At 64.4% G+C, this 24,943-nt stretch carries 21 protein-coding genes; 10 read left to right on the plus strand and 11 right to left on the minus strand.

The features are described from left to right. Nucleotides 1-33: 33 nt before the first annotated feature. From HV793_RS09695 to HV793_RS09735, 9 genes are all read right to left on the minus strand, one after another. On the minus strand, nt 34-795 hold the full coding sequence (locus HV793_RS09695; protein ID WP_225589052.1) for a fimbrial biogenesis chaperone: 762 nt from the start codon (nt 793-795) through the stop codon (nt 34-36). Further along, nucleotides 792-3,413: a fimbria/pilus outer membrane usher protein gene (locus HV793_RS09700; RefSeq protein ID WP_175182042.1), complete on the minus strand. Its 2,622-nt coding sequence runs from the start codon at nt 3,411-3,413 to the stop codon at nt 792-794. The genes HV793_RS09695 and HV793_RS09700 overlap by 4 nt, the downstream gene beginning before the upstream one ends. An 81-nt stretch (nt 3,414-3,494) precedes the next feature. Then, nucleotides 3,495-4,226 (minus strand): fimbrial biogenesis chaperone, encoded by a 732-nt coding sequence (locus HV793_RS09705; RefSeq protein ID WP_225591444.1) that lies wholly within the window; start codon nt 4,224-4,226, stop codon nt 3,495-3,497. Nucleotides 4,227-4,239: 13 nt separating this feature from the next. Then, nucleotides 4,240-4,800 (minus strand): fimbrial protein, encoded by a 561-nt coding sequence (locus HV793_RS09710; RefSeq protein ID WP_054457690.1) that lies wholly within the window; start codon nt 4,798-4,800, stop codon nt 4,240-4,242. Nucleotides 4,801-5,138: 338 nt separating this feature from the next. Continuing rightward, nucleotides 5,139-5,939: a winged helix-turn-helix domain-containing protein gene (locus HV793_RS09715; protein WP_175213055.1), complete on the minus strand. Its 801-nt coding sequence runs from the start codon at nt 5,937-5,939 to the stop codon at nt 5,139-5,141. 35 nt (nt 5,940-5,974) lie between these two features. Beyond that, nucleotides 5,975-6,988, minus strand: coding sequence for a fimbrial protein (locus tag HV793_RS09720; protein ID WP_175182040.1), 1,014 nt, complete (start codon nt 6,986-6,988; stop codon nt 5,975-5,977). Nucleotides 6,989-7,029: 41 nt separating this feature from the next. Further along, nucleotides 7,030-9,534: a fimbria/pilus outer membrane usher protein gene (locus HV793_RS09725; protein WP_175213056.1), complete on the minus strand. Its 2,505-nt coding sequence runs from the start codon at nt 9,532-9,534 to the stop codon at nt 7,030-7,032. Between the two features lie 17 nt (nt 9,535-9,551). After that, a complete protein-coding gene (locus HV793_RS09730; RefSeq protein WP_175213057.1) occupies nt 9,552-10,364 on the minus strand; it encodes a fimbrial biogenesis chaperone in 813 nt (270 codons plus the stop codon). An 82-nt stretch (nt 10,365-10,446) separates the two neighbouring features. Next, nucleotides 10,447-10,977, minus strand: a complete 531-nt coding sequence (locus HV793_RS09735; protein ID WP_054457685.1) for a fimbrial protein — start codon at nt 10,975-10,977, stop codon at nt 10,447-10,449. A gap of 305 nt (nt 10,978-11,282) precedes the next feature. On the opposite strand from HV793_RS09735, the gene HV793_RS09740 reads away from it, so the two are divergent. The 7 genes from HV793_RS09740 (at nt 11,283) to HV793_RS09770 (ending at nt 19,656) form a co-directional block, all read left to right on the plus strand. Next, complete coding sequence (locus HV793_RS09740) at nt 11,283-13,364, plus strand: hybrid sensor histidine kinase/response regulator (RefSeq protein ID WP_175213058.1); 2,082 nt, start codon at nt 11,283-11,285, stop codon at nt 13,362-13,364. Beyond that, nucleotides 13,364-15,067, plus strand: a complete 1,704-nt coding sequence (locus tag HV793_RS09745; RefSeq protein WP_175213059.1) for a PAS domain-containing hybrid sensor histidine kinase/response regulator — start codon at nt 13,364-13,366, stop codon at nt 15,065-15,067. The genes HV793_RS09740 and HV793_RS09745 overlap by 1 nt, the downstream gene beginning before the upstream one ends. Nucleotides 15,068-15,078: 11 nt before the next feature. After that, nucleotides 15,079-15,708 carry a response regulator transcription factor gene (locus HV793_RS09750; protein WP_054457682.1) on the plus strand — a complete coding sequence of 210 codons (630 nt, stop codon included), beginning with the start codon at nt 15,079-15,081 and terminating at the stop codon, nt 15,706-15,708. Nucleotides 15,709-15,756: 48 nt separating this feature from the next. Then, a complete protein-coding gene (locus HV793_RS09755) occupies nt 15,757-16,131 on the plus strand; it encodes an Hpt domain-containing protein (RefSeq protein ID WP_054457681.1) in 375 nt (124 codons plus the stop codon). Between the two features lie 81 nt (nt 16,132-16,212). After that, on the plus strand, nt 16,213-16,998 hold the full coding sequence (locus tag HV793_RS09760; RefSeq protein WP_054457680.1) for an EAL domain-containing protein: 786 nt from the start codon (nt 16,213-16,215) through the stop codon (nt 16,996-16,998). Between the two features lie 106 nt (nt 16,999-17,104). Next, nucleotides 17,105-17,797, plus strand: a complete 693-nt coding sequence (locus tag HV793_RS09765; RefSeq protein WP_054457679.1) for a LuxR C-terminal-related transcriptional regulator — start codon at nt 17,105-17,107, stop codon at nt 17,795-17,797. Next, nucleotides 17,794-19,656, plus strand: coding sequence for a sensor histidine kinase (locus HV793_RS09770; protein WP_244958609.1), 1,863 nt, complete (start codon nt 17,794-17,796; stop codon nt 19,654-19,656). Before HV793_RS09765 ends, HV793_RS09770 begins: the two co-directional genes overlap by 4 nt. A gap of 7 nt (nt 19,657-19,663) precedes the next feature. Here HV793_RS09770 and HV793_RS09775 read toward each other — a convergent pair whose 3' ends face one another. After that, complete coding sequence (locus tag HV793_RS09775; RefSeq protein ID WP_054457677.1) at nt 19,664-20,053, minus strand: SecDF P1 head subdomain-containing protein; 390 nt, start codon at nt 20,051-20,053, stop codon at nt 19,664-19,666. A gap of 195 nt (nt 20,054-20,248) precedes the next feature. On the opposite strand from HV793_RS09775, the gene HV793_RS09780 reads away from it, so the two are divergent. From HV793_RS09780 to HV793_RS09790, 3 genes are all read left to right on the plus strand, one after another. Next, nucleotides 20,249-20,731, plus strand: a complete 483-nt coding sequence (locus HV793_RS09780) for a hypothetical protein (protein WP_054457676.1) — start codon at nt 20,249-20,251, stop codon at nt 20,729-20,731. A gap of 49 nt (nt 20,732-20,780) precedes the next feature. Then, entirely contained in the window at nt 20,781-21,227 is a 447-nt protein-coding gene (locus HV793_RS09785; RefSeq protein ID WP_175213061.1) for a hypothetical protein, read from the plus strand. A gap of 325 nt (nt 21,228-21,552) precedes the next feature. Beyond that, nucleotides 21,553-23,808, plus strand: a complete 2,256-nt coding sequence (locus HV793_RS09790) for a TonB-dependent receptor (RefSeq protein WP_119450227.1) — start codon at nt 21,553-21,555, stop codon at nt 23,806-23,808. 51 nt (nt 23,809-23,859) lie between these two features. Here HV793_RS09790 and HV793_RS09795 read toward each other — a convergent pair whose 3' ends face one another. Next, on the minus strand, nt 23,860-24,888 hold the full coding sequence (locus HV793_RS09795) for a Bug family tripartite tricarboxylate transporter substrate binding protein (protein ID WP_054457673.1): 1,029 nt from the start codon (nt 24,886-24,888) through the stop codon (nt 23,860-23,862). Between the last annotated feature and the right edge of the window lie 55 nt (nt 24,889-24,943).

Here is a 24,943-nt window from a genome sequence, read left to right on the forward strand (position 1 = left end):
GGTGTACTCCTGGATGCCGGGATCGGCTTGGACTCAGTTTGCGGCTGCGAGCGCTGCCGCGCCGTGGATCAGGTCGCCGGCGTCATCGGCGGCCTCGTAGCGCAGCGTGCTTGCGTGCGCCTGGGGTTGATGGCCGGCGGGTAGCGCGAACCGGGAGGTGGCGTACGGCGGCACGGTCAAACCGTCCAGGCGCTGCACGCCCGCCGCGGCGGGAAGCTCCAGCCGTGCCAGCGACACATGGAAAGGGGTGGGGTTGTGCGCTTCCAGCTGCCATGGCGCAGCGGCGTCTCCAGAGCGCCGGTACTTCCACGCGACTTGCGCCGGGGCCTCCCGAGGATCGCCTTGCAGCGCCGGCGGACGGAACAAGACCTTCATCCGCAGCCGGAACGACAGCTGCAACTGGTTGCGGCGCGACGGCTGCAGCGAAGGGATTTCAAGGAAATTGATCCAGAACACCGATTCGCGGTCGCCCGGCAGGGGTTCGCCCGTGTAGCGCAGCTCCAGCGCCTTGCGCTCCCCGGCATCCAGCCGGTAGACCGGGGGCGTCAGCACGAAAGGGACGGGCAGCTTGCTGGGATCGGTGCGCGCCTGCGCTTGCTCCTGGTCCAGCCAGGTCTGCACCAGGATGGGCGTCTCCCCCGAGTTGCTGGTGCGTATCGTCAGCGACCTGGCTTGCGCTGGATAGATGAAGCGTGTGCCAACCACGGTCAGGTCCGCATGCGCCCAGGCTGCCATGCAGGCCATCAGCAGGCCGGCGGTCAGGCGCGGTGCGCATGCGCGCAGCAGGCCCATCATCGGCGCGCCAGCGGGCCGGGGCCCGTGGGCCTGCCGCCGTCCGCCGGCATCGGCGCGCAGGTTAGCGAAAGCTCATCGTAGCCCCGGGCGCGCTGCCGCGCGCGCTCGGGTAGGGCGTAGTCGATGGCGCAGCGCTGCTGCGGCCCCGGTCCCCACTGCACGATGACGCGGCCTTGATCCTGTTCCACCCGCATGACGATGCGGCTGCCCTGACCCACCGCGCCCACCGGCTTGCCGTCGGCGGCGTTCAGCACTTCCGCGCCAAAGGGCAGCGCGGCGCCGTCGGCCTGGCGGGCATCGATCAGCACCGGCCGGGCCACGCGGGTCGGGTAGGACAGCAGCACGACTGCGCCGGCGCGCGGCGCCACGTTGCGCGAACTGGCCTGCAGCTCCACGTCGTCGGGGATGCCGCGCGGATCGATGTCGACGGTGTTGAGCTGGTAGGGGCTCAGGCTGGCGACGACGCCATAGCCACGGGCGTCCAGGCGGTCGCCGCCGTAGCCGATCTGCGCGCCTTGCGCGTGGTCGGCGCGTACCAGCGCGACCGTTTCCCCCAGCGTCTGCGAGAAGGTCACTCCGCCAGCATGGACAAGCACGCCGCCCGACGCGTTCAGCGATGCCTGGCGGAAGCCCGCTCCCTGCGAAATACCCGCTCCCACCCAGGACTGCGGCAGGCGGTAGCCGATGTTTGCGCTTGCCGAGTTGGCGTTCTCGCGGCTGGCATGAGAGGCGGATACCGAATAGGTGCCTTGGTCGGACTCGCCCATCGAGCCCGCGACCGAGGTGGTGAAGTTGGCGCCGGCGCGGGAATCGGCGCTGTAGTAACTGTTGAGCATGGGAGCGCCGCGCTCGGCCCGGCCTAGGGGAATCGAAAGGTTCACGGTGACCAGTGTGGAGTTGTCGCGGCCGCCGCCCCGGTACGAATTTCGGGTGGCCAGGTTTTGCATGCGCTGCACGCCGAAGGAATAGGAAATGTCGCGCCAACGGTTGCTGTAGCCCAGCGCGAAGTTGATGGTGTTGCCATGGCCTTGCCAGTATTGGATGGCCGACCCCGACAGATAGACGTTTCCGCCGTTGACGCCAAGCTGCTGGCTGATGTTGGCGTCGAGCCGTCCGCGCGTGCGGCCCACGTCGCCGAACCAGCGGTAGCGCTGTGGCGCGCCTTGCAGGGCAATGCTCTCGCGCAAGCCCACGAAGCCGCTGGTGGAATAGCGGTAGGCCAGGAGCGAAAAGTTGGTGCCGCTATTGGGCAGGTTCTTGCTGTACGACAGGCGGTAGCTGGCGCCCGTCCGTGTGCCTTCGTCCGGAAGCTCGGCGCGGGATAGTGTGACGTCGGCCGCGAATGCGCCCAGCGCGGTGTTCACCGCGGCGCCGGCCAGCGCGGAACCATAGTGCCGGGTGAAAGCGAGACCGCCGTAACCCGTGTACATGTCGCCCAGCCCGCGCTTGAACGTGCCCTGCAGCAAGTACTGCGAACTGCTGCCCATGCCCAGATCTATCGCCCGCCCCGCCGTCAGGCTGTAGCGGCTGGTGCCGGGCCGCAGCAGTTGGACGGTGGTGGCGAAGGGCACGACGAAGCTGCGCGCGCTGCCGTCCGCCTCCACGATACGCACGTCCAGGTCGCCGCCATATCCCGCCGCCTGCAGGTCTTCGAGCGCGAAGGGGCCGGGCGCCACGGTGGTTTCGTAGACGAGGTAGCCACGCTGGTACACCGACACCTGGGCATTGCTGTTGGCCGTGCCGCGGACAACCGGGGTGTAGGAACGCAACGCGCTGGGCAGCATGCGTTCGTCGCTGGCCAGCTGCACGCCCCGGAACGATACGGAGTCGAACAGGTCGCCGTCGGTGGAGCTTTCTCCCATCAACAGCTGCGACTTCCACGCCGGTACGTCGGTCTTCAGATAGGTATAGCCGCGCTGATAGTTCGCGCCATGGCCCGGCGACCAGGTCGCGCTGCCGTAGTGGCGCAGCCGGAATGCGCCCACGTTGACGCCTGCATTCAGGCCCGCATAGCCACGCGTGGTGCGCGTGCCGCGGCTTTCAGAGGTGAAGAGGTTGCTGTTGTAGTTCAGCCGCGCCGCCGTCACGCCGAAGTCCCAGTTCGATGGATCCACGTAGGCGCCGGGCGTGGAGAGGCGCAGATAATACTTGGGCACGGTGAGATAGAGCTTCTGCTCGGCCACCTCCAATTTGACCTGCGCGCCGGGCACGTAGCGCGACAGCTCGCCGCAGGCTGCGGTCGAGGATAGCGCAAGCATGCCCTCGCCGCGCGCGGCCTTGTCGACGTCCAGGCCAAGACGCGCCAGCAATGCGCTGTCATAGCACGGCGTGGCGCTGGCGCTGCCGGCCAGGAGGCGGAACGGGACCTCCTCCACGCCGCGCCACTGGCCGTTGACGTAGACGTCCAGCTTGTGCCGGCCGGGCTCCATGAAGTTGCCGCGCTCGAAGCGGCTCGTGTCGATGGTCGTGCCGCCTGCGCCTTGGAACATCATCTGCGGGTCGAAGAACGCCTGCTTGCCTTGTGCGGGAGCGACCCAGACCGCCAGCGCGGCGGCAAGACCGGATGCGAGCCTTTCCGCCGCCTGGCGCCGATTCGCTGGACGAGCGGGGTCTGGCAAGCGGGGGCAAGCCCTTGCGTGTAGATTTTCCATCGGGACGTGTCAGCTCTGTGGTTCGCGGGCGCAAGCTGCGCCGCGCCTTTACTCGGTAACGGCCTGCTTTGTCTTCGTGGTTCCGCCGTAGTCGGTGATGACCTCGTACTCGACCGAGACCCGGCCCGCGGGTTTGGCCGCGCGGGACGGCAATTCGAAGCGCGCCTTGTCGAATGGCGCGACCATGCCGCCTTCGAGCACGGTGCGCTTGTCGCCTGCGACCAGATCGACGCTGGCGAAGGAGACGTAATAAGGCGTCGGGTTCGTGACTTCCAGCGCGCGTCCGCGCAGCCTCCAGCTCAACAGCGCCGGCGCGGCTTGAACGTGAGGACGCAGCGCGGCTGGCCTGAAGAAAACCTTGATGCGCGACCGGAACTGGAAGATCAGCACATTGGCTTCGTTCGGATCGCGCGGCGGCGTTTCCAACACGTTGAGATAGAACAGGCTCTCGCGATCGGCGGGCAGCGGCTCGCGGGTGTATGAGATCCTCAGCACCGCGCCGCTGTCCGGGTCCACCCGCACGACCGCTGGCGCCAGGACGAAAGGCACGCGCATGTCCGCTGGCGACCTGTCTGCATTGCCGTCGTCCAGCCAGCTCTGCGCCAGCACGGGACCGGCGCCCGCGTTGCGGATGGCCAGCGTCGCGTCGCGGGAATCCGGCGAGATGACCAGGCGCGTGCTTTGCAGCACCAGTCCGGCCCGGACCGGTGTAGCCCAGGAACACAGGGTCATGGCGCAGACGGCAGCCAGGGATGAAACGATGCGCGCTATCGACGCCATGACCGGCCCGCGCTTAGTTGTAGGACAGCAGATACTTGATGCTCGACGCGCCGGAGCCTGCGCCCGCCGCGCCGCCGACCTCGACATACTTGGCGGCGTACTTCAGTTCCGCCGTCCCCGGATTGCCCGTGATCGTGGCGACCTGCGGCGTGGTTTCCGAACCGCCAATGGGAATGATGCCGGTGTTGCCGGTCGCGTTGTTGCGGATCTGGATCTCGACGTTGGGCGCGCGGTCGGCATCCAGCAGCGCCAGGTTGCCCGCTGGCGTGGCGTTGGTCGGGTCGAACATGATGCGGACCTTCCGGCCGTCGGTGCAGCCTGCTCCGCCCGCGAGATTCAGCTGGAACTCGGCTTCGACGGCATTGCCCAGGCCGACTTCCTCCGGCGTGGGCGTGCCCAGCTGCACTGTCTGCGTGTTGCCCAGGCCCGGGGTGTTGCCGTTGATGTCGCAACCGGGAGCGCGGATAACGCCCATGAAGTTGATGACGCCGTCAACCGCGTGGGCGGGCACCGGCGCGAGCACGGAGACCAGGGCTCCGGAGGCCAGGAGAGAGGCGACGAGACTGCGTTTCATGTTGTATTTCCTTTGAAGCTAGGCTTGCCCGCGGCGATCGAGACCGTCCCGGGCGCGGGTCGGACCGGGACGGTCCTTGCGCATCCGGAAGGCAGCGATCTTTTTGGGGATTCATGTAAGGCCCGACGCCGCGAATGCGGCGATATCCAGGCGGCTCGTACCCGTCGGTTGTGCGCTCGAATCTGCGCGGGCCGGCGAGTACGGATACTTTATGGCGCGGGGGCGGGAAATTTAGTCGGAAGACATCGATTTCCGCATCTGAGAAATACGAATTTGCGCAGGGTCGCGTTGATCGGGAGCCAACCGCCGCCATTGCTGCGTCGCGATTGGCGCCGTCGCTAGTTGGCGTTGTTCAGCGGATGGACGAAGGTGTAGCCCTGTCCATAGCTTGTGCGCAGCGGTAGCTCGATTCCCGCCATGCGCGCCCGTCGGCGTAGCCGCCCGACCACGCTGGAGACGATGGCGCGTTGCAGGTGGATGGGGCGGCTTGCCGCATCCGGCCACACTTCGCGGTGCAGATCCGCAATGCTGCAGTACTGGAAGTCATGCCCGCGCAGGCACGACAGCAGCGCAAATTCCTTGTTGCTCAACGCGATCTTGCCGGCGCTGTCAGGCGCGCGCAGCGTTTTCTCCGCTTCGATCAGGGCCCATTCCCGGACCGGCGTGACGCGGACTGTCGCGACTGTGCCGGTCAAGGCGCGCCGCTGCCGCGCCAGGGCGTCGGCGGCGGGGGCGGCTTCGCGCTGCAGGCGAGTACGCAATGCCGAGGACAGGCGTTCCAGGCTGCTCAGCGCCGCCAGCAGTTCGTCGATGCCCGCGTTCGAGGCCAGGCAGGCGTCGGCGCCGGCGCATATCAGTTCGGCCCGCGCATTGGAGGAATCGTTGGCGGTGATCATGACCACCAGTCCGGTGACGTAGGGGCCGCGCCGCGCGCCCAGCATGGCGGCCAGCCATTCCACGCTGCCGTGCATGACGACGTAGTGCAATCCGGGTTCGGCCAGCTGTTCCTGCAAGCGGAGCGCGGATTGGGTCAGGCACACCATCTGGGCACGGTCGCCCAGCCCTTGGACTAGCGTCGCCGCTGGCTCTATGGCTTCGACGCAGATATGGACGGTGTGGTTGAATGCGGGCTTTTTCATGATCGATGGCCTGTGGTTCGTGGAAGCTGGGAAGATCATTTGTATTCAAGCGTGAAGGTGGCGGTGCCGTTCGCCGCGCCGGCCGTCACCTGGTTTGCGGTCTGGTAGTAGCGGACGTGGAACGGCACGTCATAGACGCCGTCCTTGGACATGCCGACCAAGGCGCTGTCGCCGTACTTGACCGGCTGACGGTCCTTGTCCAGGAGCTGGATGCCGACGCCGGTGGCGGAATTGGCGTCGGGGCTCAAGGCGATCACGCCGGGCGCGCCTGACGCGTGGGGTTTTGCGTCCATGCGCAGGTAGACAGCGTTCAGTTCGGGTTTGGCCTCGCGGCAGTTCAGCTTGATGTTGAAGCGTTGTTCGGCTGCTGTGCTGCCGACCGAGCTGAACAGGTTCTTCCAGACCTTTCCCAGCTGTACGGGCGGAGTGGGAGCGGCGGTGCACGACGGAGTGACAATGGCCGTGGTCCTGCCGGTGAGTATCACTTTCAGGGAGTCCCCTGGCGCGTCCTGCGCGTACAGCGTGGCGTAAGTCCCTTCCTCCAGGGCTCCGTTGCCGGTGTCGGAGCTGATCTTGAAGAGCTGGACGTGAATCCAGCCCTTGTTGCCGATAGTCGTCTCCGTGCCTGTGCCGGAGAGGGACCAGGTCGTCGGGAAATAGAAGGTTCCGACGTGATCGCCCGGTCGCATTCCGATGCGTATGCCGATACCGGGAATGTTGGTGCGATAGATGTGGGTATCGTCTACGACCGTACCTTTGTGCAGGGACGCTAGCGCCTTTCCCCCTCCATCCTTGCAGACGAGGAGCGCGTTGCCTTTGTGGCTGATGGGGAATCGTCTGTCCGCGATCGGCACTACCCTGCTCGGTCCCTTTTCCGGCGGGACGACGATATTGCCCAAGGAGATGTTGATCACATTCCGGGCGATGCCTTCTCCCAGGGCGCACGCTGCCAGGCTTTGCGGCGCATATGCAACCAGCATCAACGCCATGCACGACAGTGCCAGCATGCCGGCAGCGCATCTTTTTTTCTTGATCCGAGAGTCTTTCATTTGTTTTTCATTCCTCAAGCTTGCAATCGCCAAGCCAGGCATCACAGGCACATGTAGGCGACTTCACGTATGGGAGCGGGGCGGTCCTCTTGCGGCAGGGTGTAGGACACACCACAGCTGTCGGCTGCGCCGCGGCCCCAGACGATGCGCATCGTTCCGGACTGCTGCGCGCCGGTCACGAAGGCTTGGCCGTCCGGCCCGACGATGCCGATTTCCTGGCCCGCCTCGTTGTCGATGCGCGCGCCGAACGGCACCACGCTGTTGTCCTTGCGGGTCAGCGTCAGCATCAGGCGATAGCCAACCACCGTCTCAAACCCGGCACGTATCACCGCGCCGCGAGTGGGGACCAGATTCACCGCCGCGTTCTTGACTTCGACGGTGTCGCCCAGGTCTGCGGTGAGCATGGCCAGACGGTTGGAACGGTACGGGCTCAGACTCGGCACGATGGCGTAGCCGCTGGCATCGGTGCTGACGCCCGGATGCGATTCGAAGCGCACGTTCTCTGCCGACGGAGCGTGCACCAGCGCCACGGTTTCACCCAGAGGCTGGCCGAACGTCACGCCGCCGGCATGGACGACGATGCCGCCTGACAGGCCCGCGTTGATCTGGTTGTAGTTGCGTCCCTGCGACGCGCCCAGGTCGAAGCGGCCGATCCTGGACAAGTAGTAGGCGTTGCCGGAGCTGTTGACGCCGTTCTGGTTGGAGGTCGCCGCAGTCAGGTTGTAGCTGAGCCGGTTGTCTTCGAACGCGGAGCCGGAAACGGTGGCCGCGTGGCTGGTCTCGCCATTGTTGCCGGTGGTCAGGGAGTAGTGGGCGCTGCTGCCCGAGGCGCCCAGTGGAATCGACATCGACAGCATGACCCGGCGGTCATTCGAACCGCTGCGGCCGGTGTTCATGTCGACGAAGACGTTGTAGCTGACCTGTCTGTAGGAACCGGAGTATCCGACCTGGATCAGCCGCTCCTTTTGATTCGTCTGCCAGTACGACTGTTGGCGCGCCGAGGCGTAGACCGAACCCCAAGAGCCCAGCGACTGGCTTACCTCGAATCGCAGTTCGTTGCGGCGGCTGGGCATCTTGTAGCCCGGCTCGAAATCGTCGACGCCGGTCGCTTCCCGGAAGGTCCGGTAGCCGCTGGTGGAATAGCGATAGCCGGCGACGCGGAAGTTGGTGCCGATTTCGTCGAGGGATTTGGCATACAGGAAGCGCACGGACTGGCCCTGCGTTTTCAATCGCTCGGTGGAGGTGCGCGCGTGCGACAGGTCCAACGAAATCGCGCCGAAACTGCGCAGATTCTTGCCTACGCCCACGAGGGCGGATTGATAGATGCTGGCCGCGGTGATGCCGCCATACAACGAGAATTCCTGGCCCAGGCCGCGCGCGATCGTTCCTTGCACAAAGGTGGGTTCACGCTCGTCGGAGCCGGAGGCGCTGCGATAGCGTCCGGCGGTGGCGCTGTAGCGCCAGGTGCCTTCGCGCAACAGCGTTGGCACGGAAGCATAGGCCTGCACGTAACGGGTCTGGCGGCCGTCCGACTCCGTAATGGTGACTTCCAGGTCGCCGCCGGAGGACGACGGGTACAGGTCGTCCAGCACGAACGCGCCGGGCGCGACATAGGCGTTGTAGACGATGTAGCCGTTCTGCCTGACAGTGACGAGCGCATTGGTCTGGGCGATGCCGCGTATGGTCGGCGCGTAGCCCTGCATGCTGTCCGGCAGCATGGAGTCGTCCGAAGAGACCTGCACGCCGCGGAATGGCACGCTATCGAAAAAGTTGCCCGGCGTGTTGCCGTCGCCAAGCAGCAATTGGCCGTTGATCGAGCGCAGGTCGCGCTGCAGATTGGTTTCCAGCGACTGCCATTCACCGCGACCGTTGGTGCCGCGGTTGTAGTTGGAGGCGTGGCGCAGGCGCCAGTCGCCGAAGTTCAAGCCGCCGCGCAATCCGGCGTAGGCCGCGTAGGGCGATTCGGCGCCGCGGTTGGAGGAGTTGCCTCCGCCCTGGCGCGACATATTGAGCTGATAATCCAGCAGGGCCGAGGTGATGCCCTTGTCCCAGCGCGACGGGTCGACTGAATCTCGCGCCGCGCGCTTGAGCGCGGCCTGCGGAATGCTCAGATACAGCCGTTGCTTGCCGCCATCGAAATTCACGGCGGCGTCTTGCACCAGCGCGGGCAGGTCCACGCAGGCGCCGTCCGCGCCCGCGGATTCGGGCAGCGCGGCCATGTTGACGCCCCAGTTCTCCAATTGGCCGCGGGTCAGGCAGACCGAGGGCTGCTTGAGGCCCTCCTGGACTTCGACGATGATTCGGCTCGCGCCCATGGACTGATCGTTGACGAACACATCGGCCAGGTACTCGCCCGGCAGCACGCTATTGCCGAAACTGAAGATGGACAAGTCTGCCTGCGGCTGGTCTCCGCCCGTACCCAGGAATTCCTGATTGAAGACCGTGCCCGCCGGCTCGGCGGCCTGAGCGGAAAAGGAAGCCAGGCCCAGCAACAGCGATGCCAATGCCGCGAAAGGGGGCATGCGACCCTGCGATACGCCATTCATTGCATGAGCTCCGGACATTAACGGCTTGCGGCAGGCGCGACGGGCTCGGCCTTGACGTGGACCGGAACTTGGGCGCTGGGTACGCGGACTCTTTCCTCGGGGGTCTCGGCGCCGTAGTCGTTGATGGTCGTGAACACGACGTCCACGTCCCTGGGCGCGGACAGCCCGGACAAGGGGTACTCCAGGGTGCCGCCGGGCGACACCATGCCGCCGTTGATCTCCTGCTGGCCGCCATTGACGTTCAGCGTGGCGAAGGTGACGTGATAGGCGGACGGATTTGCAATCTTGAGCACGGCGCCTCTGCCGCCGGCGGCGACCGCCCACTGCAACTGCTGACGCTGTTCGCCGGGTTTGCCCGCCAGGCCCGACGGCCGGTAGAACAGTTTGATGCGGGTGCGCACCGCGATCTGCAGTACGTTTTCATCCTGGCTCTTTTCCGGGATTTCCTTGACGTTGAGCCAGAACACCGATTCGCGGTCGAGAGGCAGATTGCCGGCCAGGCGCAGTATGCGCAGCACGTTTTCCTGGCCTGGGTCCAGCCGCGACAGCGGCGGGCTTGCCACGAACGGCGCCTTGGCAGCGCCTTCGCCTGCATCGATCCAGGCCTGCACGACGTAAGGGGACACGCCAGTGTTCTTGACGGGAATGGAGGACTCGCGGTCCTTCTCGTTGAAAATGACGCGGGTGCCGCCGACCAGCACGCCGGCTGCCGCATTGGCGTGGGCCAGCGTGGCCACCAGGGCGAAAATCATGAAGGGCCGCGCCTTGTGCACGAACCGTTGCGCGATGTCTTTCAGCATGGGGATCTCGATGTTGTGCTCGCAAGCCATCGGGTTCTCGTGGAACCGCCTGCTGCGAGTAGGCTTGCGGCCAGCCCCGCTTTTGAGGGGCTGGCGGTCCGGCAAAGCGGCGTTACTTGTAGTTCACCGTGAACTGCGCGGTGGCGTTGGCGGGGCCGACGGTGACGGTGTTGGCGGTCGACACATAAACGGCGCCGAACTTCAGATTGTTGGTGCCGGCGCGCAGCGTGTATTCGGGGGACTCCGCTCCCAGCTTGATTTTTTTCTGGGTGGAATCGCGCAGCTCGACGGCCACGCCGGTGGCGCTGCCCAGTTCGCCGATACCGATCGCCAGTGTGTCCGTGTTGATCGTGTCTGCGGTGCCGGTGAACGTCACGCTGGCGCCCTTGGCCGTGGCGCTGCAATTGGCCAGCTGGAGTTCGAATTGCGCGGGCGTCGAGTACTTGCCCACGGCGCCGTCCAGGGTGGTCCGGGACACTTTCCCAAGCGGGACGACCAGGTTGGTTGCCTGGGGCGAGACATCGCACGGGGCATCGACGATTTCGCCAATGAAGTTAATGCGGCCGTCCTCAGCCAGGGCGGTTTGGGAAACTGCGGCTGCCGTGGCGAGCAGGGCAAACTTGATAATGATGTTCTTGTTCATGGAAGTGAATATCCTGAGTCGATTAATAATCAAAAGCGCCGCCTGGGGATTACTGAAAGCAGAGGGCGACCGACTTGCGAAATGCTTTATTTCGGTTTTCAGGAATCAACTTCCGTGCGATTCAGTTGTTATCAAAATTCAATTCGAACAATTGATAAAAGGACGCAGCCGGATAATTCATTCGCCTGCTCCTCCGAATCCCGTATTCCGCATTTCGTCGGCAACTGAAAATTAATAGAATCGGAATTCTGAATTTGTAGGAATTCTCCCTTCTTGTTGTATGAAATTTCATATGAAAACGACAATTGGCGATTCTTTCCAATAATTGCCAACCTTGGCGAAATGAGGCGGTTTTATTGGTCCTATTTGGTATTTTTTGGGCCGTGATTTGGAAGCAACGTTACGCGGAATTTATGGGGCCGGCGACGCGTGCGGAGGGGTGGCGCGATGCCTTCTGCGATAAAATCGCCGTTGCGCAGCGCATATCAAATTCAGCCATAGGCACGACCATCGACAATCTCCAGATGAAGCCTGAAGTTTTTGCTAGCGCTATGCGACGCGGCAATGCCGTTCGAATCAGGATGGCAATTGGGGCGGCCGCGATTCTTGTTGTCGTGCTATGTGCGCTGAGCGCGCCGACCATCGCCGCCTCGCTGCAGCAACAGCTTGCATCTGCTGCGATCCTCTCCTGGGCCTTGAACGGCGTCTTGTTTCTGGCCGTGCTATGGGTCCTGCTGGCACTGAAAGGCACGGCGAATAAAAGCCACGATCTGCTGGCGCATTTGAGGCAAGCCGCGCGCTTGATCGCCGCGGCGCCTGTGGACATGGTTATTCGGGAAAAATCGCTGCGTCTGGTCGGGCTCAGCGATGGCATGCGGCGCTTTTCGGACATCGTCATCAGGAACGGATGGGCCAGGCCCGAGCACATCGATCTGGGATTCCTCTCCGGCGCAGAGAAGGATCAGATTCAGGTGCCGCCCGAAGTTGCCGTCATCGTGCGCGAGTTCCAGGCTGCGGTGGCTACCGGCGAACCGCGCTCTTATGACTACAGCCAGGAGCTGCCAGGAGCCGCCGGAATCCGGGCGGCAATCCAGGCCCAGATTTTTCCTCTGTTTGGCGCTGAAGATCAGGTCATAGGCGTTTTCGCCAAGGGCATGTACTTCCTGGGCCATAGCCAGTCGTTGGAGGATTCGGCAAGCGCACGTGGCCGGGCAGAACGCATCAATGACATGAAAACGCGGTTCCTGGCGGCGGTCAGCCGCGATGTGCGCAATCCCTTGAACGCCATGGCGGGCCTGTTGGAAATGGCGTCGCTTGACGCGGCGATGCCGCGGCAGTCGAAAGAAATGTTGGCGACCGTTCGCTTGTCTACGCGGTCCCTGCTCCAGTTGATTCCGTCCATCGTCGATACGCGCAGAATGGAGACCGGCGATCTGGCATGCGCGCGCGTATCCCATTCGCTGCGCAGGGTGGTAGCCGACGTGGTTGCGCTGTTCGCTCCCAGCGCCTACGAAAAGGGCATAAGCCTGACGCTGGAGGTGGCTCCCGGGGTCGCCGCCAGCCACATGGCGGACGCTCAGGGGTTGAATCAGTTGCTCAACAATTTCCTGTCCAACGCCATCCGATTCACGGAACGGGGCGGCGTCCGGATACATCTGGACGCCACCCCGGTGGAAGATGGCCGGCAATGGGTCTCGCTGTCGGTCATCGATACCGGCAGCGGCATTGATCCGCACATACAGCAGAAGCTGTCGGCCTCCCGCTACGAAGCCGGGCTGAGCGCCTCGCCCGATGGCGCCGGGCTGGGCTTGCACTACTGTCGGCAGATCGTGCATCGCGTTGGCGGAACCATCCGCATCTCCAGCGTCGTGGGCGAGGGTACGCACGTCCATGTCCGCGTGCCGCTGATGCTCGGATCCGGCGAGCGGCGCGACCCGTCGCAAGAGACCGTGCTCGGAATGGCTCAGCGACCCGCCACCGGGTTGCGGACGCTTGTGGTTGAAAGCCAGGCCGCCAACCGCCTGCTGTTGAAAGGCCAATTGGAATTCCTCGGCCATGCCGTCCAGACGGCGGAGGATGGCGCGCAGGGCTTGGCGCTTGCCAGAGCAGGCAGGTTCGACCTGGTGGTCTGCGATGGCATGATGCCGGACATGGACGGGGCAGAGTTCACCCGGGCGCTGCGTGCCGGCGCGGGCGAGTGCGCCACCGTTCCCGTGCTCGGATACACGGCCGACGCGCGCCGGGAAGACCATGAGGCGGGTTTGCAGGCTGGCATGAACGCGGTGCTGGTCAAGCCTGCGGATCTGCGCGCGCTGGAAGCCGCCGTCGCTTCCTGCCTGCCGGCGGCCTGCGTCGCGAGCGGACGTGCACGGGATGGAGCGCCATAGTGGTCCATCGCGAGGCAGACTCCATACTCACGCTTTCCGTATTCCTGAATCTGGCGCTGGCTGCGGCGCTGGTCTTGATGCTGGTCTGGCTCGCGGTGCGCATGCGCAGCGCCAGGTCGCCGCGCGGCGAACTGGCCCGGCTGGCGCGCCTGGCGGATACGCTACCCGCCGGGATTTTCATCCGCGATCTGGATTTGAATCTGGTGACGCGCAATGACGCGCTCAGGGAGTACGCCGCTACATGCCGCAGCGAGGGCTGGAGCCGCCCTCTGCATGTTCCGCTGGAGTCCCTGTCCGCGCCGGACTCGGGCAGCGAACCGCCGCCCAACCTGAACGAGATAATCGACGATTATCGTCAAGTGCTGGCCGGCGGTGAAACCCTGGTCCGCGAACATCCGTTCGAGCATGATCCTACGTGTGGGGTAGCCGCTTGGGCCGCGCCGTTGCGCGGAGAGGACGGCGCCATCATCGGGTTGATCGGGGGCAGCGCACGCTTTCGTGGCTTTCCCGACATGCTGCGGGACGTGTCGACAACTCGGCTCAATATGGAAAGGGCCAACCTGATGAAATCAACGTATCTTGCGTTCATCAGCCATGAACTCCGCACCCCCCTGAACGCGATTATCGGCATGCTTGAACTGATGCTGGCGCGCGGGGGACTCGTCAGCGAGACGTATGAAAGACTTGCCGTGTCGCGCCAGTCGGCGCAATCGCTGTTGTCCCTGATCAGCGGCCTGATCGACATATCCAAGCTGGAAACCGGTCACTTTCAACTGCGACGGCAGAACGTCGATCTGCGCGCGCTGGCGGCCGACACGCTGGCATCATTTCGGGGCGCTGCCCAAGAAAAAGGCCTGCAGTTGACCCTGGACATCGGCCGCGACATTGCCGAGCGTCATTTCTCGGATCCCGTTCGCCTGAAGCAACTGCTGGATAAGCTGTTGTCCAATGCGGTCCGCTTCACGGGGCATGGCCGTATCGATGTCGCGCTGAGCGCCGGGGCCGCCACGGAAGAGGTGCAGTGGATCACGCTGTGCGTCGCGGACACCGGCCCCGGGATTGCCGAGGATATCCAGGCCAGACTGGCTGCCCCGCACTTTGAACACGTGGTCGGGGAGCAAGGCGTCACCATCGGACTGGGGCTGTCCATATGCAACGAACTGACGCGCTTGATGGGGGGCTCCATGGAAATTTTCAGTACGGCCGGGCAGGGCGCCAGAATATCGGTGCGCTTGCCTTTGGCGCTGCCGCCTTCGGAAAATGCCGCCGTGGCAGCGGCTCCTGCGCCAACGGTGGCCGACGCCGGCGGCCTGCGCATACTCGTCATCGACGACCATGAGGCCAACCGGCTGCTGCTCAAGCATCAGTTGCGGATGTTGAAGCATTCCGCGCAATTCGCGCAGAACGGCGCGGCGGGTCTGGCCTTGGCCGAACGGATGGAGTTTGATCTGATCATCTGCGATTGCGTCATGCCCGTCATGGACGGCAATGCATTTACTGCTGCCTTGAGAGCCGGCGGCGGCGTGAATGCGGCCACGCCCGTGCTGGGCTATACCGCAAGCGAACTTGAACTCGATCTGGCGTCCGGCGCGCGAGCCAGCATGAACGCCGTGCTGATCAAGCCGGTAGACCTGCAGACGCTGCAGTCGTTCATCCTCGCGCATGCCAGGCGGCCGCTGGCCAGCGTGCCCAAGATCCACTGAAGGGAGGCAGCATGTCGACTGTCTTGATTGTTGATGACCATCCCGCGTTTCGGTTGGTTCTGAGAACGCAGATTGCGCTTTTGCCCAGCGCCAGCCGGATACTGGAGGCGGACAACGGGGTCGATACGCTGGCGCTGGCCCGCAGCGAGCGCCCTGATCTCATCGTGCTGGACCTGGACATGCCGAAAATGGGCGGCCTGGAAGCCATATCCAGAATCCTTGCCATCAATCCGGACTTGCGGATACTGGTGGTGTCGGCGCATGATCCGTCGGTCTTCGCGTCGCGCGTGGCCGAACTCGGCGCCTGCGGCTACGCCAGCAAGCGGCTGGAGATCAAGGAACTGATCCGTTGCATCGAGTCCGTGCTGGCTGGCTACCGCGTGTTTCCGAATTCGGCCAAGACGGCAGGCCAGGTGGATGTGGCGGACGCCTACCAGAAGAAACTTGAACTGCTGTCCAACAAGGAAATGGTCGTCACGCAGATGCTGGCCCAAGGATTGAGCAACAAGGAAATCGGTGACGCGCTATTCATCAGCAATAAGACGGTCAGCACGCACAAGACCAGGATAATGACCAAATTGCAGATCGGTTCCCTGGTTGAATTAGTCGATTTCGCCAGAAAATCGAAAATATCGATGTGAATTTCTCATAGGGCATATTTCCGCGTGCAGAACCCAGCGGCTTCGGCCATGCATCCCGAGCAGGAAAACTCGCAGATCCAGGCGGTGGCGGTGCTGCGGGATGAACTGCTTTCCAAGGTAGGCAACGACCTGGACATTGCCGCCGAGCTGGCGCATAGCCTGCACGTCAACCACAGGAAGGACGTCGATGCCTTGCTGCTGGCGATCGAACAGGAGCAGTGGGCGGAGGTCAAGCGGTATGCGCACCGGATTCTGAACACCGCGCAATTGCTGGGCTGCAGCGCCTTGGTTGAACTTTGCCTGCGCGTTGAGGCGATGCTTGGCAGGAAGGATGGCCAGGCGCGCGAGGAACTGTTGGCCGACTATGTCCCGGTCGTCAAAAATTTGAGTGCAGTCCTGGAGCGAGTGAACCGCACATTCTGAATCCTCCTACATTTTTCGCTCTCGAAGCGCCGTAGAGTGGCTGTATGTGAATTTCCTTCCCCAGTCCACCAGGAATGATGTATGAAACGCGCTGCAGCGCAATGCCAGCAACTTGGCGACCACGAAGTCATGTCGATGGCATGGCGAGGCGATGGCTTGAGCGTCGCCCTACAGCCGCAATTCAACCTGATGAACGGCGAAATGGTCGCCGCGGAATGTCTGGCTCGTTGGAAGCATCCGACCATGGGCGATATCGGACCCGCCGATTTCGTTCCCGCCGTCCATCGACTGGGCCTGGACCTGCTTTTTTTTGAGCAGATCTGCCGCCTGGCGGTCGCCGCAGCGCAGGCGCTGCAGGAAGAGGGAATCGACGTGCCGTTGGCGATCAACGCCTCGGCCTCAACCTTGTCGAGCCATGATGCGGTCGACGTCCTGGCGCGTCACGCCGCCGCGGCGAACATTCCGTTGACGCGCTTCCGGATCGAGCTGACAGAAGACCAGCCCATCACTCGCCTCGAGATGCTGCGGAAGTCCTTGAAGAAATTTGCGAAGGCCGGTTGCCAGGTCAGCATGGACGATTTTGGAACGGGCTATGCCTCGCTGCAGCTCTTGAACGCGCTGCCCATCGCCGAATTGAAGATAGACGGACGCTTCGTGCGCCGCATCCGCCGCGACCGGAAAGCGCGGGAAATCACGCGCCTGTCGGTGTTGCTGGGGGAGCGGCTCGGCCTGCGCGTGATCGCCGAAGGCATCGAAAGCGCGCCGGACATCGCTCTGCTCCAGTCCATGGGATGCAGCCACGGGCAGGGCTATGTGCTGTCGCCGCCCGTCGTGTTGTCCGAGTTCATCGAGAGCCGGAAGCGGTAGCCTCACCTGATGCGAAATTCCTGTGAAAATACCAACTTCCAGGGATATGCGGTTTCGCGCGGCTGAGACATAGTTCAGGCTGGGCAATTCCGCCCGCTCTCATCCGATGACCGCCCACATGCTTGCTTCCGAGTCGACCCTGCCTGCCCCGGTGCTGCTGGTGGAGGACGAACCCCTGATCTGCCGCCGGCTGGAAGGCCTGCTGCTGCAGCTTGGCTATGCGCCGGAGGCGCTGGTGTTTGCCGCCACGCTGGCGCAGGCGCGCGAGCAACTCGCCAGCCAGCCGTTTGCGCTGGCTCTGGTCGATCTGGGCCTGCCCGACGGCAACGGCACCGATTTGATCGCCGAGATGCACGCGGAGGATTCCAGCCTGGCGATCCTGGTGATTTCGGCATGGAGCACGGAAGACGCGATTCTTGCCGCGCTGCGCGCGGGCGCCACGGGCTATGTGCTCAAGGAACGAGACGACCTGGAGGTGTCCCTGTCCATCCGCAGCGTGCTGCGGGGCGGGGCGCCTATCGATCCCTTCGTGGCCCGACGCATCATCGAAGAGCTGCGCCCCAGGCGGGCCGAACGCGCCGACGAGGCTGCGGGCGATTCCGTCGAAACCCTGAGTCCGCGCGAAAGCCAGATCCTGCGGTTGGTGTCCGAGGGACTGGGCAACCGCGAGATCGCCGAGGAACTGCATCTGTCGCGCTACACCGTCGAATGCCACGTCAAGCACATCTACCGCAAGCTCGCGGTCTCCTCGCGCACGCGTGCCATACACGCGGCGCGCACGCGCGGCTTGCTCGATTGAAGTGGCTGGCCGTCCTGTGGTTGGCGCTATGGCTGGCGCCGGCGTGGGCCCAGGAGCCCGCTGACGCCTGTACGGCGCAGGTGCTGTCGGTACAGGTTGCCAAGGGCGGCGACGATGGCAGGCGTCCGGAGCCGGCGCAATGGCAGGCGGTCGAACTGCCCGACGACTGGAGCGCGCGTTGGCCGGGCTACAGCGGTACCGCCTGGTACCGGATCGGCTGGACGCGCAATTGCGCCGGCACGGCGTCCGGGCAGGTGGCCTTGGCGCTGGAATCCATCGTCATGGCGGGTGAGGTCTATATCAATGACGAACGGATCTGGAGCGATCCGCACCTGACAGAGCCGCTGTCGCGCAGCTGGAATGTGCCGCGTTACTGGGTGATTCCCGACGCCCTGCTGCATCCGGGCGAGAACACCTTGTGGATCCGCGTGGTCGGCGTGGCGGGGCAGACGCCCGGCCTGGGGCCGGTGCGTCTGGGCGGACAGTGGACGGTGTTGCAGCAGTACGAAGACCTGTGGTGGCGCAACCGCACGTTGTTCACGCTCAACCTGATCGTCTCGGGCGTCCTGGGCGGCCTGTGCTTCTTCATCTGGCTCATGCGGCGCGAACAGCGCGCCTTTGGCTGGTACGCGCTGATGGCCCTGTTCTGGGTGCTGTTCATTGCCAACGTGCTGGTGACCAGTCCCTGGCCGTTCCCCGACAGCCTGACGGCGGCTCGGGCCAACATCATGGTGCTGGTGCTGTACGTGGCCTGCTTCTGCGTCTTTACATGGCGCTTTGGCGACCAGTCCTTGCCGCGCATCGAGAAGGCGCTATGGCTGCTGGCGGCCGTGCTGCTGGCGGCGATGGCCTTCGTGCCGCAGGGGTATCTACCGCAAGTGCAGCTGAGCGTGGTGCTGATCGTGTCGGCGATCTTCTTCGCCAATTGCCTGCAATTTCCGTTTCACGCGCTGCGCACCCGCCGGCCAGAGCACGCCATGCTGGCGGCATGCCTGCTGGCCTTCTTCGCTGCCTGCGCGCACGATCTGCTGCTGATGCTGAGGCTTATCGACGGCGAGGCCACCTACACGCCTTTCACCAGCGTGGTGGTCACGCTATGCATGTCCGCAGTGCTGGGGCTGCGCCATGCGCGCAGCGTGCGCCGCATCGAGCGCTTCAACCAGGAGCTGGCCAGCGGCATCGCGCAGGCGCGCACCGAACTCGCCACCACGCTGGAGCGCGAGCATGCGCTGGCGCTGACGAATGCCCGGCTGCAGGACCGGCTGCAGATCGCGCACGATCTGCACGACGGGCTGGGAGGCTCCCTGGTCCGCATGATGGCCGTGGTGGAGCAGGCCGGCGCGCCGCTGCACAGCCAGCAGTTTCTTTCCATGCTCAAGCTGTTGCGCGATGACCTGCGGCAGACCATAGACAGCGGTTCCAGCGCGGGCGTCACGGTGCCGGCCACGCCGCGGGAATGGATAGCGCCGTTGCGCCACCGTTTCATGCAGCTGTTCGACGAACTGGACATCAGCGCCACCTGGCGGGTGCCCGAGCTATGGCGCACGCCGCCCAGCGCCCTGCAGTGCATGGCGCTGACGCGGCTGGTTGAGGAATCGCTGGTGAACGTGCTCAAGCACAGCCGCGCCCGGCGCGTGGAACTGGAGCTGCGGCAGTCCGAATCCGACCGTCTGGAGCTGCGCATCGAGGATGACGGCGTCGGTTTCGACGTGGCCGCGGTGCTGCGCGCGGGCATCAGCGTGGGCATGCGCAGCATGCACGCCCGCATCGCCAGGGTAGGGGGCGAGCTGGACGTTGCGTCGCAGCCGGGGCGCACTGCGCTGACCGCCACGCTGGGGCTGCGCACGCCTCAGGCTTGAAGGCCTGCTATTTGGCGGTGTTCTCGTCGTCCACCGTCAGTCCGCCGCTTTTCATGATGCTCTGGGCGATCTCCTCGGCGGACTTTCCTGCAAAACCGTGTTCCCCCGCGGTAATGCGGAAGCTGTCGCCTTCCAGCGGGCTTTGCAGCGTGGCGGAAGACAACAGCACGCCGCCCGACCGCAGCTGGATGCGTTTGCCCACGCGGTCGCGGGTGAAGTCGGCAAGGGCCTGGCGGCTTTCGGGCTTGAGTTCGACGTCTACCGTCCTGGCGGAGGTTTGCGGGTCGGCGCCGGCGGTGGCGCGCGCCACCTGCAGCACGACGGTTTCCGCGTAGGCCGCGCCGGGCAGCAACAGCGCAAGCGCGGCCGCGCGGGCGAGTTGTCTCATTGATGGCATGGCAAGCTCCTTCTGATGGACATCCTGGCCTGGTCCCTTCGCAGGGCCTGGGCGGGTTCCTACATCCTAGCGCATGTCTCGCTGGCGATCGTCTGCGCAAATCGGACAAGCACGAGCGCGCAATGGGCGCTATGCTTCGCGGCGCGAAGTTCAGCGCGGCAACCGCCGTGCGATCCATACGAAGAGAGTCGAAACATGTCCAACGTTACCGCCGGCGCCACGCCGCTCGCCGAGCTCTACCAACATGTGATCCAGGAAGAGCTGGGTCTGGTCGCCCGGATCGACGAAGAGGGCGATGTCCTGTTCCGCCATCCCGAACTGGGCACCCTGTATTTCAGCCTGAGCGCCGACGATCCCGAATTCCTGCGCCTGGTCTATCCGTCCTTCGCCGATGCGACCGATCTGGGCATGGGGCGCGCCGAGCTGCTGGAGATCATCAATACGGTCAACAACCGTTGCAAGGCGGTGAAGCTGTACATCACGCAGAGCAGCGGCGATGTGGTCACGAACCGCGTTTCGGCCGCGATCGAGAGCTTTGTGGCTGCACCCGACGCGCTGCCCTCGGAGGCCTTGCTGCGCGGCATAGTCGCGCGTTGCCTGTCGGCGATCCGCCACAGCGCCGCCGAGACGCTGCGGGAAGCCGGCGTGCTGAAGCCGGCAGACGAAAGCGCGCATTGATACGGCGGCCCGATCCCGGCCTGGGCCGGGTCTAACGAAGGAGAGTCTCATGGCAGTGCGTGGAGTCTGGCTTGCGGCCGGCTTGTTGTTGAGCGGTATCGCTCACGCGGGATCGGCGCCGGCAGAATTGAGCTGCGTATCCGAAAGCGGCAAGGTCGCGCTGGAAGGCACGATCCCCTCATCCTCATCGGACGAAATGGAGCTGAAGCTGAGCTATGCGGACGGCAGCCTGGCGTTCGACTCGGACGCGAACCAGAACTATGTCGTGGCGGACTTTCCGCAGGCCGTGTTCACGCTGGTGGTGGCGGCCCAAGGGCAGCCGCTCACGCTGTACGCGATACCGTCCAGCATGGCGGTCAAGCGGGAAAGCAATGGCGACGCCGCTGGCAAATTCCAGGCCAAGCTGACGGCTCCACGGCCCCGCAGCGTGTCGGGGGTGCAGGCCGATACTCCGCTGAAAGCTACCCTCAACTGCGACTACCGGTACTCGCTGTAAGGTTGGACGGTAGCTGACCGGCGGCTTGCCCAGCCCCTTTCTCCAGATGACTGGACATCTGGAGAAAGGGGCTTTTTCATGTCTGAAGCCTGAGGATAGGCGCCGATATGCACCTGCTGTGAGCAGATCGATACGCATGGATTGTTGTTATTGCGCTGCATTCTGGCCTTGTGAACCGGTCAAATTTCACAAAATTGACATTTGTCTGAATAAATCCTGACTATTTGTTGAACGTAAAAATAAGAATGAATATCATTGGCGCTCTTAAAAAACCAAGATCGCGCTGATAGCGCAGCCGCCGCGGGGCGGCTTCTGACAGAGTCCAATGAACAAAGCAGATACATCGACGGCCCATGCCAAGGCCGGTGGGAATACTTCGGCCTCCATTTATGCGGCGATGTGCGGGGCGCTGATGTCGCCGGGCCTGGCCCTGGCGCAGGGCAGCGTGGCGCCAGGCGCCGTACACGAACTGTCGCCGGTGCACGTGCAGGGGCAGGCGGTCAGCGATGGCTACGAAGCCAACATCGCGTCCTCTCCGAAGATGACGGCGCCTCTGCTGGACACGCCGCGTTCGGTCACCGTGATCACTGAACAGCTGATGCGCGACCGCGCGGCGACCTCGCTCATGGATGTGTTGCGCACCGCCCCGGGCATCACCTTTGGCGCGGGCGAGGGCGGCACGCCCACCGGCGACCGCCCATTCGTGCGCGGCTACGAGGCCAGCACCGACATGATGGTTGACGGCATGCGCGACCTGGGCCGTTTCTCGCACGAGACCTTCAACCTGGAGTCGGTCGAGATCCTGAAGGGCCCCAGCTCCGCCTATTCCGGCCGCGGTTCGACCGGCGGCAGCATCAACCTGGTCAGCAAGAGCCCCAAGCTGGAGAATTTCGCCGAAGGCACGGTCGGCGTGGGCACCGACGACAACTGGCGCCTGACCGGCGACGGCAACTGGGCGCTGGGCGAGAGCTCGGCATTCCGCCTGAATTTCATGAAGCAGGGTGGGGACATCCCGGGCCGCGACCATGTCGAAACCGATCGCTGGGGCGTGGCGCCCTCATTCTCCTGGGGCCTGGGCACGCCGACGCAGGTCACGCTCAGCTACTACCATCTGCAGAACGACGACACGCCCGACCTGGGCATTCCGTTCAAGAACGAGTCGCGCCCGGATCGCGTCACGCCGCCCAAGGTGGACCGCAACAACTACTACGGCCTGATCGGCCGCGACTATCGCAAGAACCAGGCCGACATGACCACCCTGATGGTCGAGCACAAGTTCAGCGACAAGCTGAAGCTGCGCAACGGTACCCGCTATAGCGAGTCCACCAACGAATACGTGATGACCCGCCCGTCTTTCGACAATTGCGCGGCGCGTGTGGGTGGCAGGCCCAACCCCGCCTATGGCGTGGCGCCCTGCTCGAACGAAGCGGACGGCGTGAAGATGAGCAAGGCCCTGCGCAGCCTGAACCAGACCAACCGCTCCTTCATCAACCAGACCGACATGTTCGGTGAATTCACCGCCGGCGGCCTGCGTCACAGCTATGTGGCCGGCCTGGAGTTCAGCACCGAGACGATCAGCAAGCGCGACGGCGTGCCCTCGGGCGGCTTCGACAAGACCCTGCAGGACGACCTGTACAACCCCAATCCCCGCCAGCCGTATACCGGCAGCCTGAGCTGGGGGCCGCGCTACGACGCTGCCAAGACCATCACGCGCGCGGCCTACGTGTTCGACACGGTCAAGTTCAGCGAGCAATGGGAAGCCAACGCCGGCCTGCGCTACGACAATTACCGCGTGACCAGCGGCAACGTCGAGCGTACCGACAATATGTGGAACTACCAGCTGGGCCTGGTCTACAAGCCCGCGCCCAATGGCAGCATCTACGTGTCCTACGGCACCTCGTCCAACCCGTCCGGCGAAACGGCAGGCCAGTCAGGCGGCGCCGACGGCGCGGCAGGCGGCCGCCTGACCGCGGGCACCGCGGCGCTGGCGCCTGAAAAGAGCCGCAGCATCGAACTGGGCACCAAGTGGGACGTGTTCGACGAGCGCCTGTCGCTGACGGCAGCGGTGTTCGAAACCCGCAAGACCGATGCCCGCAGCTCCGATCCCATCACCGGCGACGTGACGCTGTCCGGCAGCAACCGCGTGCGCGGCATCGAGCTGGGCGTGGCGGGATCCATCACGCCCAAGTGGCAGGTCTGGGGCGGCTACAGCTACATGGACCCCAAGGTCACCAGCTACCAGAGCGGCGGCACCGACTACAGCGGCAATCAGATGAAATTCATCGCCCGCCAGAGCGCCAGCCTGTGGACGACCTACAAGTTCCTGCCGGAGCTGACGGTGGGCGCCGGCGCCACCTACACCGGCAAGCGTTACGTGGACGACGCCAACGTCTATCAGTTGCCGTCCTACTGGCGCTACGACGCGATGGCGGCTTATCAGTTCAACAAGAACTTCGGCCTGCAGCTGAACCTGAACAACCTGACCGACGAGACCATCTACGAGGCTTCGCACGTGGGGCTGTTCAGCTATGTGGCGCCGGGCCGCTCGGCGATGCTGACCGCCACGTTCCGCTATAACTGACGCGCAATACGCCAGCGCCGCAGCCGCGGCGCTGGCGTCGCGTATTCCGGCTTAGTCGATGCGCGCGCCGGAGATCTTGACGGCCTCGGCCCACTTGGCGATTTCCTGCTGCACGAAAGCCTGGAACTGCTCGGGCGTGGAGGGCGTGAATTCGCTGCCGGAGGCGGCGAGCTTTTCCTTGGTCTTGGGATCGGCCATGACTTCGCGCATGTCCGCCGATATCTTCTCCACCAGCGGCTTGGGCGTGCCCTTGGGGGCGAAAAAGCCCGACCAGGGCGGAGCGGCGTAGCCGGGGAAGCCCTGTTCGGCCACCGTGGGGTAGTCGGGCGCGCTGGCGAAGCGCCCCGCCGTGGTCAGCGCCACGATCTTCAGCTTGCCGCTCTTGGCATAGGCTTGCACGGCGGGCAGGCCGGTGACGCCCACCTGGATCTGGCCGCCCAGCAGGTCGGTCACCATCGGCGCGCTGCCGCGGTAGGGAATGTGGGCAATCTCGAACTTGCCCTGGTTCTTGATCAGTTCCATGCCCAGGTGCGATGCCGTGCCGTTGCCGTCCGATCCGTACGAGTAGTGCGCGTCGGGCTTCTTCAGCAGGGCGATGAGTTCCTGCAGGTTGTTGGCCGGCACATCGTTGTTGACGATGATGGCATTGGGATACAGCGTGGCCTGCGTGATGGCCTCGAAGTCCTTGACCGGGTCATAGCGCATGTTCTTGTAGAGCGAGGTATTGATGCCGTGCGAACCCGTCACGCCCAGCACCAGGGTGTAGCCGTCGGGCGCCGCGCGCGCTACATATTCCGAGCCGACGTTGCCGCCTGCGCCGGGCTTGTTTTCCACGACCACCGGTTGTCCCCATTTCTTGGACAGGCCTTCGGCCACCAGGCGCGCGGTGATGTCAGTGGCGCCGCCGGCCGGGAAGGGTACGACGATGGTGACCGCGCGGTTGGGGAAGTTGTCCGTACCCTGCGCGAAGACTGGGGCGGCAGCCAGGCCAATGGCGCCGGCAAGCAGCGCCAGCATGCTGCGGCGGAGGGCAGGGCGCGCCGGGCGTCCGTGCGTTGCGGAGGTGTTGGTGTGCTTCATGGTTCTAGCCCCTTGCTGTGTGATGTAAGTCTTGTGTGAAGTCGATGGTGGCGGC

Source organism: Achromobacter aegrifaciens (assembly GCF_902859965.1).
Lineage (GTDB): Bacteria > Pseudomonadota > Gammaproteobacteria > Burkholderiales > Burkholderiaceae_B > Achromobacter > Achromobacter aegrifaciens.

What these genes read in the sequence shown, in the direction of transcription:
- HV793_RS09695 (WP_225589052.1), bottom strand. Translation starts at nt 795, where the DNA reads ATGATGGGCCTGCTGCGCGCATGCGCACCGCGCCTGACCGCCGGCCTG.
- HV793_RS09715 (WP_175213055.1), bottom strand. Translation starts at nt 5,939, where the DNA reads ATGAAAAAGCCCGCATTCAACCACACCGTCCATATCTGCGTCGAAGCC.
- HV793_RS09775 (WP_054457677.1), bottom strand. Translation starts at nt 20,053, where the DNA reads ATGCCATCAATGAGACAACTCGCCCGCGCGGCCGCGCTTGCGCTGTTG.
- HV793_RS09795 (WP_054457673.1), bottom strand. Translation starts at nt 24,888, where the DNA reads ATGAAGCACACCAACACCTCCGCAACGCACGGACGCCCGGCGCGCCCT.
- HV793_RS09760 (WP_054457680.1), top strand. Translation starts at nt 16,213, where the DNA reads ATGAAACGCGCTGCAGCGCAATGCCAGCAACTTGGCGACCACGAAGTC.
- HV793_RS09785 (WP_175213061.1), top strand. Translation starts at nt 20,781, where the DNA reads ATGGCAGTGCGTGGAGTCTGGCTTGCGGCCGGCTTGTTGTTGAGCGGT.
- HV793_RS09730 (WP_175213057.1), bottom strand. Translation starts at nt 10,364, where the DNA reads ATGGCTTGCGAGCACAACATCGAGATCCCCATGCTGAAAGACATCGCG.
- HV793_RS09755 (WP_054457681.1), top strand. Translation starts at nt 15,757, where the DNA reads ATGCATCCCGAGCAGGAAAACTCGCAGATCCAGGCGGTGGCGGTGCTG.
- HV793_RS09705 (WP_225591444.1), bottom strand. Translation starts at nt 4,226, where the DNA reads ATGGCGTCGATAGCGCGCATCGTTTCATCCCTGGCTGCCGTCTGCGCC.
- HV793_RS09710 (WP_054457690.1), bottom strand. Translation starts at nt 4,800, where the DNA reads ATGAAACGCAGTCTCGTCGCCTCTCTCCTGGCCTCCGGAGCCCTGGTC.
- HV793_RS09720 (WP_175182040.1), bottom strand. Translation starts at nt 6,988, where the DNA reads ATGAAAGACTCTCGGATCAAGAAAAAAAGATGCGCTGCCGGCATGCTG.
- HV793_RS09765 (WP_054457679.1), top strand. Translation starts at nt 17,105, where the DNA reads ATGACCGCCCACATGCTTGCTTCCGAGTCGACCCTGCCTGCCCCGGTG.
- HV793_RS09790 (WP_119450227.1), top strand. Translation starts at nt 21,553, where the DNA reads ATGAACAAAGCAGATACATCGACGGCCCATGCCAAGGCCGGTGGGAAT.
- HV793_RS09735 (WP_054457685.1), bottom strand. Translation starts at nt 10,977, where the DNA reads ATGAACAAGAACATCATTATCAAGTTTGCCCTGCTCGCCACGGCAGCC.
- HV793_RS09725 (WP_175213056.1), bottom strand. Translation starts at nt 9,534, where the DNA reads ATGAATGGCGTATCGCAGGGTCGCATGCCCCCTTTCGCGGCATTGGCA.
- HV793_RS09750 (WP_054457682.1), top strand. Translation starts at nt 15,079, where the DNA reads ATGTCGACTGTCTTGATTGTTGATGACCATCCCGCGTTTCGGTTGGTT.
- HV793_RS09780 (WP_054457676.1), top strand. Translation starts at nt 20,249, where the DNA reads ATGTCCAACGTTACCGCCGGCGCCACGCCGCTCGCCGAGCTCTACCAA.